Origin of the sequence: Sediminicoccus sp. KRV36 (assembly GCF_023243115.1) — a bacterium.
Taxonomy (GTDB): Bacteria; Pseudomonadota; Alphaproteobacteria; order Acetobacterales; family Acetobacteraceae; genus Roseococcus.
This window is the reverse complement of record NZ_CP085081.1, coordinates 1,622,289-1,636,913: the sequence shown is the minus strand read 5'-3', so window position 1 is coordinate 1,636,913 and position 14,625 is coordinate 1,622,289. Positions and strand designations below refer to the sequence as shown.

General features: G+C 69.8%; 8 protein-coding genes. 1 reads left to right on the top strand and 7 read right to left on the bottom strand.

Annotated elements, in window-relative coordinates; translation table 11 throughout:
- Positions 1-123 precede the first annotated feature (123 nt).
- The gene (locus tag LHU95_RS07350) at positions 124-1,824 is read right to left on the bottom strand and encodes a methyl-accepting chemotaxis protein (protein WP_248710713.1); all 1,701 of its coding nucleotides are present in this window, start codon (positions 1,822-1,824) and stop codon (positions 124-126) included.
- Between the two features lie 151 nt (positions 1,825-1,975).
- Positions 1,976-3,361, bottom strand: coding sequence for an aminotransferase (locus LHU95_RS07345; RefSeq protein WP_248710712.1), 1,386 nt, complete (start codon positions 3,359-3,361; stop codon positions 1,976-1,978).
- A gap of 172 nt (positions 3,362-3,533) precedes the next feature.
- On the opposite strand from LHU95_RS07345, the gene LHU95_RS23350 reads away from it, so the two are divergent.
- Positions 3,534-3,665 carry a hypothetical protein gene (locus LHU95_RS23350; RefSeq protein WP_283094296.1) on the top strand — a complete coding sequence of 44 codons (132 nt, stop codon included), beginning with the start codon at positions 3,534-3,536 and terminating at the stop codon, positions 3,663-3,665.
- A 32-nt stretch (positions 3,666-3,697) separates the two neighbouring features.
- On the opposite strand, the gene LHU95_RS07340 is transcribed toward LHU95_RS23350, so the two are convergent.
- The 5 genes from LHU95_RS07340 to LHU95_RS07320 form a co-directional block, all read right to left on the bottom strand.
- Positions 3,698-4,348, bottom strand: coding sequence for a phosphoribosyltransferase (locus LHU95_RS07340; protein ID WP_248710711.1), 651 nt, complete (start codon positions 4,346-4,348; stop codon positions 3,698-3,700).
- Positions 4,349-4,380: 32 nt separating this feature from the next.
- Positions 4,381-11,295, bottom strand: coding sequence for an autotransporter-associated beta strand repeat-containing protein (locus tag LHU95_RS07335; RefSeq protein ID WP_283094295.1), 6,915 nt, complete (start codon positions 11,293-11,295; stop codon positions 4,381-4,383).
- An 84-nt stretch (positions 11,296-11,379) separates the two neighbouring features.
- Positions 11,380-12,552, bottom strand: coding sequence for an adenosyl-hopene transferase HpnH (gene hpnH, locus LHU95_RS07330; protein ID WP_248710710.1), 1,173 nt, complete (start codon positions 12,550-12,552; stop codon positions 11,380-11,382).
- A 93-nt stretch (positions 12,553-12,645) separates the two neighbouring features.
- Positions 12,646-13,644 (bottom strand): UDP-glucose 4-epimerase GalE, encoded by a 999-nt coding sequence (galE, locus tag LHU95_RS07325; RefSeq protein WP_248710709.1) that lies wholly within the window; start codon positions 13,642-13,644, stop codon positions 12,646-12,648.
- Positions 13,645-13,699: 55 nt separating this feature from the next.
- Positions 13,700-14,566, bottom strand: a complete 867-nt coding sequence (locus tag LHU95_RS07320; RefSeq protein WP_248710708.1) for a squalene/phytoene synthase family protein — start codon at positions 14,564-14,566, stop codon at positions 13,700-13,702.
- Positions 14,567-14,625 lie beyond the last annotated feature (59 nt).

The window sequence follows — 14,625 nt, the reverse complement described above, 5'->3', positions numbered from 1 at the left end:
CGCCGGGCGGCGAAAGGTAACGCGGGGGGCGCCCCTGGCGGGCCTCAATCCGTGGTCTGCCCCGTCATCGCAGAGAGGGGCGGGTCACCGGCTTTCCCGCCGGAGGCCCGCCGCCAAGGACTGCTAAGCGTTGCGCTGCCGCGCCGCGAGGGCGGTCACTTCCTCCCGCAGGAAGCGCCCCGAAGCATCGAGCTCGCCCGCCAGCCCGCGCAATTCCCGCGCGGCGCTGTCGGTCTGCGCCACATCATCGCTCAGCGCATGGGCGCCGCCCGAGACACCCGTGGTGGCCGCCGCCGCCTGGGCCACGCCCCGGGCGATCTCACGCGTCGCATCGCCCTGCTGGGCCATGCCGTCGGCGATGGCACTGGAGATGGCGTGCAGCTGCTGGATCGTCTCGCCAATGCCGCCAATGGCCTGGGCCGCACCTTCCGTCGTCGCCTGAATGGCACCGATCTGGCTGGCGATCTCCTCGGTCGCCTTGGCGGTTTGCAGGGCGAGGCTCTTGACCTCGCCGGCCACCACGGCGAAGCCCTTGCCCGCCTCGCCCGCCCGCGCCGCCTCGATCGTGGCATTGAGGGCCAGCAGGTTGGTCTGCGCCGCGATCGTCTCGATCAGCCGCACCACCTCGCCGATGCGCTGCGCCGCCGTGGACAGGCCGCGCACCGTCGCATCGGTCTGCTGCGCCTGGGTCAGCGCGCGGTCGGCAATGTTGGAGGCATCGGTCACCTGGCGGGTGATCTCCGCGATGCTGCCGGCCAGTTCCTCGGCTGCCGCGGCCACGGCCTGGACATTCGCGGTCGCTTCCTCGGAGCCGGAGCCCAGGGCCCTGGCCTGCCCCGTGGCGCGCTCAGCGAGTTCGGAAAGACGCGTCGCGGCCACGAGCGTGAGGGAGGCGCGCTCGCCCAGCTTGGCCGAAGCCTCGGCGAGGGCTGCCTCCAGCGCCGCCGCATTGGCCAGCGCCGCCTCGCGCCGGGCCAGTTCCATGCGGCCACGCTCCGCCTCCGCCTCGGCCCGGGCGGCGCGGGTTTCCAGCCGGGCCTGGCGCAACGTCTCGATCGCCTGGGCCATGGCGCCCAATTCATCGCGGCGGCCGGCGTGGGGCACGGCCGATTCCACATCGCCGGCCGCGATGCCGGCCACGCGGCGGCACAGGTCATCCATCGGCCGCAGCATGCGCCGCATCACCCACCAGCCGAGCAAGCCCATGACCAGCAGGGCGGCACTGCCCGCGATCAGCCCCTCCCGCACCAGCCGGGCCTCGATGGCGGCCAGCACGGCCAGCGACTGGCCGACGAAGAGGAGGCCGATCTGCTGGCCGGCGGCATCGCGGATGGGTTGGTAGATGGTGACGTGGTTGGTGCCGAGAATGACATTCTCGCCCCGGTAGGTCTGTCCGCCGGTCACCGCGGCGCTGTAGGCGGAGCCGGGGGCCAGCCGCGTGCCGGTGGCGCGCGTGCCGTCGGGGCGCACCACGCTGGTGGCCACGCGCTCATCGCCCTTGAACAGGGTCGCCACCCCGCCCCCGGCGCGGGAGACCATGTCCACCACATCATTGGCGCCATCGAGGACGCGCTCGCCCCGGGCGAGCTGGCCCGATGGCGTCAGCCGCCAGGCGGCGCCGCCCGAAAGCTGCGCCGTGACCGATTCCAGCAATTGCAGATCCCGCTCCAGCCGCTGCTGCAACCTGGCGGATTCGGTGGCGTGGAAGCTGTGCACGGACCAGGCCTGCAGTCCGAGCACGGCCAGCCCGATGGCAAGAACACCCGCGGCCGCGATGCGCGTCGCGAGAGTGAGCGCCGGCAGGCGCTGAAGGAGCGTTTTCATGCCCGCATCTTCGCCCGACCACATTACCGGCCGGTAAAGATGCGGCGATCGGGAACCTTTTCACCGATAGCAAAGCCGGTGAAACGCCCCCAGCGCCCTGTCCTGACGCAGCCCCGAACCGCCTTGCCAGGCCGCAAGGCGGGACCACGGCTTACGCCGGGACGCTGGCTTCCTCGCGCATCGCCATCCAGGCCGCGTCCAGCCCCTGGCCAAAGCGGCGGCACATCTCGGCGATCTCCGCCTCCGTCATGATGAGCGGCGGGGTGAAGGCGATGCGGTCGCCGATGGCGCGCACGACGAGGCCGGCCTCATGGCATTTCTGCTGCACCAGCACGCCGATCTTCTGGCCGGGCGCGAAGGGCGTGCGCGTCTTCCTGTCGGCCATCAGCTCTACGCCGGCGATGAGCCCCACGCCGCGCACATCGCCCACCAGCGGATGATCGCGGAAGGCGGCGAGGCCATTGAGGAAAGCGGGCGAGACGCGCCGCACATGCCCCACCATGTCCCGCTCGGCATAGATGGCCAGCGTTTCCAGCCCGACGGCGCAGGCCACCGGGTGGCCGCCATAGGTGAAGCCATGGCCGAAGCTGCCATGCTTCTTCGAGCCCTGGATCAGCGCCTCATGGATCGGGCCCGAAATCAGCGTGGCCGAAAGCGGCTGGTAGGCCGCCGTCAGCTGCTTCGCGCAGGTGATGATGTCGGGTGTCACGCCATAGGTGTCGCAGCCCCACATGTTGCCGGTGCGGCCGAAGCCGCAGATCACCTCATCGGCCACGAACAGGATGTCGTGCTGCTTCAGGATGGGCAGGATGGCCTGGAAATAGCCCTCGGGCGGGGTGATGGCGCCGCCGCCGCCCTGCACCGGCTCGGCGAAGAAGGCGGCGATGTTGTCCGCCCCCTCGCGCTCGATCAGCGCTTCCAGCTCGGCCGCGCAGCGCCGCGAGAATTGCAGCTCCGTCTCGCCTTCCTCATGGAAGCGGTAATAATTGGGGTTGGAGACGTGCAGGAAGCGATCCCCCAGCGGCAGGTCAAAATCCGCCTGCATGTGCGGCTGGCCGGAGAGCGAGGCGGTGGCGACGGTATTGCCGTGATAGCCCCGGATGCGGCCGATCAGCTTCTTCTTGGCCGGCTTGCCGCGCTGGTTGTTGTAATACCAGATCAGCTTGATCGCCGCGTCATTCGCCTCCGAGCCTGAGCACTGGAACAGCACATGCGTCAGGCCGGGAGGTGCGAGTTCGATCAGCTTTTCCGCCAGGCGCACGGCGGGCTCATGCCCCTTCTGGAAGAAGGTGTGGTAATAGGGCAGCGAAAGCAGCTGCTTGTAGGCCGCATCCGCCAGCCGCTTCTCCGAGAAGCCGAGCGAGGCGCACCAGAGCCCCGCCATCGCCTCGATATATTCGCGCCCTTCCGTATCGAACACATGCACGCCCTCGCCACGGGCCATCAGCACCGCGCCATGCTCGCCGTGATCGGCGAGGTCGGTCTGCTGATGCACGAAATGGGCGATATCGGCGGCGTGCAGGGAATTGGGGCGCATGGCGGGGAACTCCTGGGGAGGGGCGATGCGGCAGCTTACCGCTTTCGGCCGCGCGCGAAACGGCCAGGCTTTCAGGAATTATTAACCAGCGCATGTTGATTGAATGCCTATGACTGAAAATATGGGCTAGGCTGCGACCTGCCCCCCGGACAGACGAGACAGGACCCCGCGCATGGTGCTCCCCCCGAAAGCCAGCCCTCCCCCGCGCGGCAAAGGCCCCGATTGGGGCAGCATCATCGCCTATGGGCTGATCGCGCTGATGGCAGCACTCGCGCTGACGCCGCTCTTTTCGGCCCTGACCTAGTCAGGTGGGGAGCTGATCCGATGGGAGCGTGATCAGCCAGGCCCGGGCCACCATCCGGCCGGGGTCTGGCGAAAGCCTGGCGTCTCGCACACGCTGATCACCGGAATCTCCCGGGGCCAGGCCGCTGCCCAGGCGCGGGTCTGTACCATGGCCACGCAAAGCCCCACCGGGCGCAGCCCCGCCGCGGCCAGCAGCGCAAGCCCGGCCTGCGCCGAAGAACCGGAGGAGATCACATCATCCACCAGCAGCACGCGGCGCCCGGCCAGGCGCGGCAGCATGCGTGGATCGAGCCAGAGCCGGCGCTCGGCCGTCGTGGTGATGGAGCGCATGGGCACGCTCAGCCGCTCCTCGTACCAGAGCTTGCGCGAATAGCCGGCGGCGACCCAGTTCGCATGGCCCAGCCGCTCGGCCAGCAGGGGGGCGAAGACATGGCCGAGGGTGGGCAGGCCCAGCACCATCTCGGCGCCCAGGGGGGCCGCTGCCTCAGCCATCCAGCCGGCCAGCGCATGCACCACGGGAAAGCTCGCCTGGGTGGCGATCAGCCCGGCCACGCCGATCGGGCGGATGGGCAGATGCAGGAAGCGGCCATCCGGCATGCGCGCGGGGTAGCGGGCGCCGAAGGGCGGGCCCGGATCAGCGGCGGCGTCGAAATCCTGCCAGGGGTCCCATGCGAGGTCGGTCACACGGGATGCACTCCCATGCGCAGCGCGCGGCGTCAAAATTCATAGCGCAGCCGGGCCGTGCCGCCGAGGAGCGAGGTGCTGGCCGAAAGCTCCGCATCGAGCCGCCCGGTCAGGCTCCAGGCCGCATTCAGCCGCCAATCCAGCCCGGCGGAGAGCAGCGCCGCATGCGCGTCGGGCCGCGCCCCCGTGACCTGGAAGCCCGAGGCCGGCAGGCCCGCGAAGCGCGCGCCGATGGTCGCATCGCGTTGCAGATAGGCGGCCCAGGCCACCCGGCCGAAGGCGGAAAGCTGGGCCGAAAGCGGCGTCTGCGCGCGCAGGCCGAGCTCGATGCGCGATTGCGCCTGGGTCCGGCCGGAGAGATTCAGGGCGGCCGGCGCCAGCGGCCCCGTGGCGCGCTCGGTGAAGCCCGGCGTCTCGAACCAGCCGCCCTGGAAAGCGAGGCCGGGGGTGAAGGTCACCCCCATCGGCCCGGCCCATTCCCAGCCGGCCTCCAGCCGCATCGCGAGCCCGTGGGAGGTGTAGCGCCCATTCAGATTGCCCGCCCCGAGGAAGCCGGCCTGCCGCCGCGTGGTGACATCGGCGCCGCCATAGGCCAGCGCGGCGCCCAGCCGCAGCGGCCCGCGCGCGCCCGTCATGTAGAGCGCGCCATGCACCTGGCTGGATTCCGCCCTGCCCAGCCCGCCCGCCAGGCTCATCTGGGTGCCCGCGCCGGCCATGGCGAAGCCGGCGCTGAGCCCGGCGGCGAGCCGGATTTCCGCCCCCGCCGCCACGCCGCCGCCGCCCCCGGTCACGGCATTGCTGCCGGTGCCGCCATCGCCGCCGCGGCGCCCGCCGCCACCAAAGCCGCTGGCCCAGACCCGCATGCGCCCCGCTGCCTCGCCTTCGGCCCGCCAGGGGTCCAGCAGCAGGCCCAGCAACTGCGCCGAGGTCTCGATCGCCGCGCGCGTGCCGGATGTGTGCACCTGGCCCGAGAGCTGATCGAGCCCGCGCGGCATGGCGCCCGCCGCAAGATTATAGAGCGGGAACAAGGCCGAGACATCCGCACCACTGGCCACCGCCGCGTCGAGCCCCCGCGCCACGGCCCGCTGATTCGCCGTCCCGCCTGACAGCGTGGGTGCCGAAGCCAGCGGCGCGGGCGTCAGTTGCAACTCCACGGCATCGGCTGTGCTGGTCACCCGCGTCGTCACCCCCGCGCCGAAGCTGCCCTCGGTGCTGACCGTGGCGAATTGGCCCGTGACCGCGCCCGCCCGGATCAGCACATAGGGCGCGTTGAACACATAGGGGCCGCCCAGCGGCACCAGCCGCAACGCGCCCCCGAGCGTGGCGAGGCCAGCGACCTGGATGCGGTCGGCCCGGGCACCCTCCACCTCGATCACGGTGGTGGAACCGGCGGAGAGGGTCAAGTTGCCGGCGATGCTGATCGTGCCGATGGAATTCCCGGGCGAGAGGCTGCCCCCCGCCGCCACCATCAGCCCCGGGATCTGCCCCGTGCCGCCCAGCGCCCCGCCATTCACGATGACGCCGCTGGAACCGGCGATCGAGCCATTCACCGAGAGTGTGCCGGCATTGACGATGGTCGGCCCGGTATAGGTGTTCGCGCCGGCCAGGATCAGGTTGCCCGTGCCGTTCTGCTGCAGGCCGCCCGGGCCGGAGATGACGCCCGCGAAGGTCACAGTGTCGCTGCGGGCGAAGGCCAGCGTGCCGTTGTTCACCACGTTGCCAGCCAGGCTGCCCGTGGTGCCGCCATTGCCGATATTGAGCCGCGCGCCCGCGCCGATGGTCGTGCCGCCGGTATGGTCGAGAGCACCCGTCGCGGTCACCGTGCCGAAGTTCAGACGGAGCGCGCCCGTTCCGCTCATGGCATTGGCAAAAGTGACGGCATCGATCCGCTCAAAGACCAGCGTGCCATCGTTGATGACGGCACCACTGCCGAGCGAGCCCGAGGGCGTCAGCGCGCCGATCTGCAGTGTTCCGGCCGCGATGGTGGTCGTTCCCGAATAGCTGTTGGTGCCAGTCAGAATCAGCGTCCCGGGACCCATTTGGACCAGGTTTCCGGTGCCGGAGATCGAGTTGCCCGCGCCGGCGATGCCGCTCAGGTTGAAGGCCAGCGTACCGTTGTTCACGATCGCGGTCAGCGGCCCGAGCGAGCCATCGGTGCCTCCATTCCCAATCTGCAATGTGCCGGCGGAAATCGTCGTTGTGCCCAGATGCAGGCTGTTGCCCGTCAGGATGAGCGTGCCGGGCCCCTTCTGCGTGAGATTGTTGAAGCCATCGAGGGCGATATCGCTGGTCACCGTGTCCGAACGGTTGAAGGCCAGGGTGTTGCCGAAGCCGATCATGGTCAGCCCCGGCTGGATGCTGCCGGTGGTGCCGCCCAGGCCCAGCTGCAGCGTCGCGCCATCCTGCAGGACGGTGCCGCCGCGATAGGTGTTGTCAGCCCCGAGGGCGAGAGTTCCACCGGACACGACCAGTCGCCCGGTGGCGCCGGAGATCGGCCCCACGACGAAGCTTTCCTCCGAGCCGGACGCAACCTTCAGCTGACCAGGTGCCTCCGCCGTACCGCTCGGCAGGTTCAGCCGACCAAAGGCCCGGAGCGAGCCGATATTCGAGGTAACCCCACCGGTGATGCCGGAGAGGTCGAGCGTGCCGCCCGTTTGAATGATGACGCTGGTCCGCTGCGTGGCGAAAAGACTGTTGTTGGTGAAGGCCAGCGTGCCCGCCACGACCTCGGTCGGGCCGGTATAGCTGAGCTGGCCGGTGAGAGTGGTGGTCCCGCCTCCGCTGCTGCCCTGGATCAGCCGGCCGGTTCCGGAAATTGCGCCGGCAAAAGTGACCGAATCCTGGCGGTTGAAAAGGAGTCTTCCGTTATTCACGACATCGCCGGTGCCCAGCGTGCCCGAGGTCCCGTTATTGCCAATCTGTAGCGTGCCAGCGGCAATGGTTGTCGTGCCCGAGTAGGTGTTGGCGCCGGTCAGGCCGAGGATGCCGCCGCCCATCAGAGTGAGGTTGCCGGTGCCGGAGATGGCGTTCGCCACCGTCATCCCGCCGCTGGTGTTGAACACCAGCTGCGCGTTGTTCACCACAGCGCCCGTTCCCAGGCTGCCCGGCGCGCCGCCATTGCCGATCTGCAAGATGCCGGCGCTGATGGTCGTAGTGCCGGAATAGCTGTTGGCGCCGGTCAGGATGGTGGTGCCACCGCCCACCTGAACCAGCTGACCGCTGCCCGAGATGGCCCCCGGAACGGTCAGGATACCGGACCGGTTCAGGATGAGGCTGCCATCATTCACGATGGCCCCGGCGCCCACCGTCGCCGAACCCCCGCCATCGCCGATGCGCAGCGTGGCGCCCGCGCCGATCTCGGTAGATCCGGCATAGCTGTTCGCTCCAGTGAGGGTGACGTCTCCCGCGATCCGGATTTGACCGGTCCCACTGATCACGCCGCCAAAGGTCACAGGATCGCTACGGTCAAAAAACAGCGTGCCCCGGTTCAGGACATCTCCGCTCACGCTGCCGCTCGTACCGCCCCTGCCCAGTCTCAGGAGGCCAAACTCCGTGATGGTCGTACCACCGGTATGGGTGCCGGCGGCCTCCCAATACACCATGCCCGAGACGACGACGCTGCCTGAGCCACTGACCAAGCCCGACTGGGTGGTAAAGGAGTTGCTCTGGCGCGCGAAACGCAGCACACCCTCGTTGGCGACATCGGCGAACAGCCTCGCAGGCCCGCCACCGCGACCGAGCCCGCTGACCACCAGCTCAGCGCCGGTCGCAATCGTCACACCCGCGCCAAAACGGGAATCCAACAAAAGCGTCATGGAGCCCGAGGCCACGCGCAGCGCGCCCGGCCCTTCCACGCTTCCCGAAAAGAAAGTGCTGTCACTTCGGTTGTAGATCAGCGTCCCGCCATTCGTGACGAACAGGCTTGGCGGAGCGCCGCCGTCATTGCTTCCCAGGTAGCCCGCTCTTCCGCCGTCGCCGATGCGCAGGGCGGCACCTGCATCAATGGTGACCCGGTCCAACGCGTTGTCGCCCGTCAGAACGAGTTCGCCCGATCTGACTCGCAACGAGCCCTCGCCGGAGATGTCGCCGGATTGCACGTAGCGGTCGCTGCGGTTGAAACTCAGTGCGCCGGCAACATTCACCGGACCGCTGCCCAGCGAGCCTGTGCTCCCCCCCGCCCCCACCTGCAGCGTGCTGCCGGCCTGGATCGTCGTCCCGCCCGTATAGCTGTTATCCCCCGTCAGGATCAGCGTCCCCGGCCCCGCCTGCGTCAGGCTGCCCGTGCCGGAAATGGCGTTGCCCAAGGTGACCGCATCACCGCGATTCACCACCAGCGCGCCATTGTTCAGCACGGCACCCGCGCTGATCTGGCCCGAACCACCGCCATTGCCGATCTGCAGCGTGCCGCCGGCGTTGATCGTGGTCAGCCCGGTATGGGTGTTGGCGCCGGTCAGGATCAGCGTGCCGGCCCCCGCCTGGGTCAGCGTGCCGCTGCCCGAGATGGCGTTGCCCAGGGTGACCACATCATCCCGCGCGAAGACGAGTGCGGCGTTGTTGGTCACGCCGCCGCCACTCAATTGCCCGCCCGGGCCGATGCGCAGCGTGCCCTGGCTGATGGTGGTGACCCCGGCATAGGTGTTGGCGCCAGTCAGCGTCAGCGTGCCCGCACCCACCTTGTCGAAGCCGCCCGTGCCCGCGATCACCCCGGCGAATTGCCCCGCGGAAATCTGCGTGGGCGCCGTGCCGGTCAGCGTGCCCGCCCCCTGCAGGTTGCCGATGGTGCCGATGAAGCCGCCAAAATCCAGCGTGGCGCCGGCCGCGATGGTCACACTCGCCGCCCCTTGCGTCAGCTGGTTCAGCACCAGGTTGCCCGCCCGCAGCGTGCCGCCGGCGACGTTCAGCGCCAGCGTCGCGGGCGAGAAGAAATCCGACGCGGCAAGGCTCGCCACCACCGTGCCCGTCTCCGTCGCGGAGCCGATGGTGAGCGTGGAACCAGGCCGCAGCGACAGCCCGCCCGTGAGGGTGAGGGTCTGCCCGGTGGCCGCGCCGATCATCGCCGTCGCGCCATCTGTCAAGCCGATGGCATTGGCCAGGCTGCCCGTCACTTGGGAGACCAGGGCGCCATTGCTGATGCTGACCGCGCCGCTGCCCAGCGCGCCGATATTGCCGAGCGTGATGGTTCCGGCGGTGATCGCGGTACCACCCGTGTAGCTATTGGCGGAAGCGAGCGTCAGAACGCCGCCCATCTGCGTCACGCTGCCACTGCCGGAAATGACATTGGCGACGGTCACCGCATCAGCGCGGTTGAACACCAGCGCGCCGTCATTGATCACGGCGCCGCCTCCCAGCGTCCCGGTGGAGCCGCCATCGCCGATGCGCAGCGTACCGCCGCTGATTTCGGTGGTGCCGGTATAGGTGTTGGTGCCAGTCAGGGTCAGCGTGCCCGCGCCGAATTTCTCCAGGCTGCCGCCCGCACCGGTGATGGCGCCGGCGAAGCTGCCCGCACCGATGCGCACCAGGTTCGTATTGGTGAGCGTGCCGGCCCCCTGGAGGTTGGCGATGCTGCTCATCTGGCCGTTCAGGTCGAGCGTGGCGCCCGCACGGATCGTCGTGCCGGCGGCACTGGCGATGAGGGCGTTGAAGGCGAAGCCGCCCGCGGTCACCGTGCCGGCCGCGATCACCAGGGCGGCACTCGCGGCATCGGCCACATCCACGGTGTTGAAGCCGGCGATGATGTTCCCGGCCAGGCCGGCCGCGCCAAAGCTCAGCGTGGAGGAACCCGCGGGCGTGAGTGCCCCGGTCAGTGTCAGCGTGGTGCCGGTGGCGGCCGCGATGGTGGCGCCGGCGCCGAGGTTGATGCGCAGGTCATTGGCCAAGCTCGCGTCCAGATCGGCGCGCAGCGTGGCGTCGCCCAGCGTGACCAGGCCCGTGCCCAGCGCCGCCGCGTCACCCAGCGCCAGGGTGCCGGCGAGCAGGCTGGTGCCGGCGGAATAGCTGTTGGCACCACTCAGGGTCAGCGTGCCGGCAGTGACCTTGCTCAGCGAGCCCAGCCCCGAGATGACGCCGGAAATCGTGGCATCGGCGGCGGCCGCCACGTCCAGCGCGGCGAAGCCGCTCAGCGCAATGCCGCCCTCAAGCGCGCCCCCCGCCCCCAGGATCAGCAGGTTGGCCCCACCGGTCAGCTCCAGCGCGGAGGCCCGCAGCAGCCCATCGCCCGAAAGCCCCCCCGCGAGGGTGGCGCCGAGCGTGATGGTGAGGCTGCTCCCCTCGATGCCGGCGCCGCCCAGGCCGGGCGCGCCCGGCGAACCGCCCCCGGCGCCGGCCGCCCCACCCTGGCCACCGCTGACATTGGCCTGGATCTGAACGCTGATGCCGTCCGGCGCGGTGAACACGATGCCCGTGCCGCCCCGCCCCCCCTGGCCCCCCTGGCCCGCGGCGGTCGCACCGCCGGCGCCGCCCGCACCGCCGGTGATGCTGTCGAACAAGGTGCCGGCATTGCCGAAGGGGATGAAAACCAGGCCCGCGGCACCCGCGCCGCCGCCGCCACCACCGGCGCCAGCACCCGTGGCCGCGCCACCGGCCCCGCCAGCCCCGCCCGTGACCGCGCTGGTCGGCAAGGCGAAATCCACGAGGCCATGCGCACCGCCGCCGCCGCCCGCACCCGCATTGGTGCCCGGGGCACCCGCCGCACCGGACAAGCCGGGGCCCGTGCCGCCCGCGCCACCTGGCCCATCGCCCGCGCCGCCCGCACCACCGGTATCGCCCGCGCCGCCACCGCCGCCACCATTCAGAGCGTCATTCGTGCCGGGCGCACCCGCTGAAAAATTGCTGTTCGCCCCACCGGCACCGCCCAGCCCGGAGCCACCCGCCCCGCCCTGGGCCAGCGCGGCCCCGGCCCCGCCGATCAGCGCGGTGGTCGTGAGCAACGCAAGCAGAAATCGAGGCACGGCGACTCCTGCGATCATCCGGGTTGCATGCAAGCGCACGCAGGCTACCCAGGATGCCCGCTTTGTTACCAGCCCCTTAAGGGGTCATTCCGCCGCGGCAACAGGCGGTGCGGTATCGCCATGCTTGGCGCCCTTGCGCTTTGGCTCATGCGCCATTTCGCCCATCGCCTTCTGCACATGGGCGGAAAACACGAATTCCGCCGGGCGCTGCCGCGAGAGATCAATCTCGGGCGCCATCGGACCCTCGGTGCGCGGGCCCCGCAACTGGGCGGCCACGGCCTTCCAGGGCTTCTTGATGGCATCCAGCGCCGCCGTCGCCTCGAAGCCGGAATGCACCATGCAATCGGCGCATTTCTCGTAATTGCCGACGCCGTACTTGTCCCAGTCGGTGGTTTCCATCAGCTCGGTGAAGGACTTCGCGTAGCCCTCGCCCAGCAAATAGCAGGGGCGCTGCCAGCCGAAGACATTGCGCGTCGGGTTGCCCCAGGGCGTGCAGTGATAGGTCTGGTTGCCGGCCAGGAAATCCAGGAAGAGCGGGCTGTTGCCCATGCGCCACTTCTTGGTGCCCTTGTTCCGCGAAAACACGTCGCGGAACAATTCCTTGGTCTTCTGGCGATTGAGGAAGTGCTTCTGGTCCGGCGCCCGCTCATAGGCATAGCCGGGCGAGAGCATGATGTTGTCCACACCCATCGCCGTCACATCGTCGAAGAATTTCGCGGTGCGCTCGGCATCGGCATTGTTGAACAGGGTGCAGTTGATGGCGGTGCGGAAGCCCAGCGCGCGCACCTTCTTCAGCGCCTCGACCGCGCGCTCATAGACGCCTTCCTGGCTGACGGCCCAGTCATGCTGCGCCTTGTCGCCATCCAGATGGATGTCCCAGATGAAGCGCGGATGCGGCTTGTAGGCCTCCATGCGCTTTTCCAGCAGCAGCGCATTGGTGCAGAGGATGACGATGCGCCCCTGCGCCAGAAGCCCCTCCACGATCTGCGGCATTTCCTTGTGCAGCAGCGGCTCGCCCCCTGCGATCGCCACCACGGGTGCTCCGCATTCCAGCGAAGCCTCCAGGCATTCAGCGACCGAGAGGCGCTTGTTCAGGATCTCATCCGGGTAATCGATCTTGCCGCAGCCGGCGCAGGCCAGGTTGCAGCGGAACAGCGGCTCCAGCATCAGCACCAGCGGGAAGCGCTTGCGGCCGGCCAGTTGCTGCTTCACGACGTAAGCGGCGACCTTCGCCTGCTGCGCCAATGGAATACCCATGCCGAATCCACTCCGAACTGCACGAAGCCCGAGCGCTTAGCACGGGATAAAGCGTGACGCGAATGAGCTTGGCTGCCCCCTCAGGCCGCCCCCTCAGGCCGCCTCGCGCGCGCCATAGCCCTGGGGGTGCGCCGCATGCCAGTCCCAGGCCGTGCGCACGATCTCATCCAGCGCCGCATGCCGGGGCCGCCAGCCCGTCTCCGCCCGGATCAGCGCCGAGGACGCGACCAGCGCCGGCGGATCACCCGCCCGGCGCGGCCCGTTTTCATGCGGCACCGGCCGGCCCGAGACGCGTTGGATCGCCGCCATCACCTCGCGCACGGAATGCCCCGCCCCATTGCCGAGATTGTAGCGCACCGAGCCCTGGTCCAGCCGCGGCAACACGGCGATATGCGCGGCGGCGAGGTCCATGACATGCACATAGTCGCGCACCGCCGTGCCGTCCGGCGTGTCGTAATCCGTGCCAAAGACGTGCAGCGGCGGGGCATGGCCCAGGCTGGCCATGATGGCGCGCGGGATGAGATGCGTCTCGGGGTCGTGATCCTCACCCGCGCGGCCGGCCGGATCGGCGCCGGCCGCGTTGAAATAGCGCAGCGAGGCGGAGCGCAGGCCATGCGCGCTCTCGGCCCAGGCCAGGGCCTGCTCCATCATCAGCTTGGACAAGCCATAGGGGTTCACCGGGCAGGTCTCGGCCTCCTCCGTGATGGGCACGGATTTGGGCACGCCAAAGACGGCGGCCGTGGAGGAGAGCACGTATTTCAGGCAGCCCGCCTGCACCGCGGCTTCCGCCAGGTTCACGCTGTTGGAGAGGTTTTCCCGGCAATAGCGCAAGGGCTGCTGCATGCTCTCCCCCACCAGGGAGAGTGCGGCCAGGTGAAAGACGGCGTCGAATTTCCAGGCGGCGAAGATCTCGCCAAGCCGCCGGCGCTCACCCAGGCTCGCCTGGATGAAGGTGGCCCCCGGCGCCACGGCGCCGCGATGCCCGGTGGAGAGATCATCCACCACCACCACCTCATGCCCGGCATCGAGCAGGGTGAGGACAAGATGGCTGCCGGCATAGCCGGCTCCGCCCGAGACAAGATAACGCGCCATGTTTCACCTGATCCGATCGGGTCAGTGTCTGCACCCGGAATATGGCATGAATTCGTTACCGGCGGGGCATTTGCGCCGCAAGGATCACGGCCAGACGGTCCATCAAGCCGCGCCGCACCGGCTTGCCACGCGCAAGACGCCGCAGATCGCGCTGGGCCAGCACGAGCGGCAGGCCGGCGGCCTGGGCGGCGCGCGGCAGGCCGCTGAGATCGGGCTGGGCCGGCGCCTCGGCCGCCAGCCGGCGAATGACCGGTGCCGCGGCCTCGGGGGCGGCGATCACCGCCTCGGGCGGGATCAGCTCGCGCGGCAACAGGCAGCGGCCCTGGCCAGCAAGCACCGGGACCGCGCGCAGCACCCCCGCCAGGCCCTGGAGCATCCCCGCCTGCTGCAAGGCAGGCAGCAGCGCCACGGGCGCGCCCAGCAGCCGCCCGGCCACCACGGCGAAGCCACCTGCCGTGCCGCGCAGATAGGCGTGCAGCGCCGCGATGCTGGCAATACCCTCCTCCTCCGCTTCCATCTCGCGCGCTTCGGCCATGGTGATCAGCCCGGCGGCATCGAGTGATCCCGCCTGGATGGCGGCATGCAGCGGCGCCGCCACCTCATGCTGGCGGGCGGGCCGGCCTTCGGCCGCGTGCTCCACCACCTCCCGCCACCAGGTCATGCGCATCAGGGCGATGATCGGGTTGCTCGCGGCTTCGCGGGCGCGGGCCAGTTCGTGGTTGAAGGCGATGAGGGTGAACAGCGCCTCGCGCTTCGCCGGCGGCGCAAACAGCGCGCAGAGGAAGCGGTCCGGATCATGCCGGCGGGCGATGGCGCCGCAGGCCGAGAGCTGGGGGGCGGTTGGTTCGGGCACGCGCCAGCCCATGGCGTCATCCGGACCGTGGCGCAAGCGGCCTGTGGTGAGCCCGTCGGTTACCGCCACGGCGCGAAAATCATCACGGAGCGGGGTCAGCTTCAGGGTCCGGCAAGGATTGGGCAGGC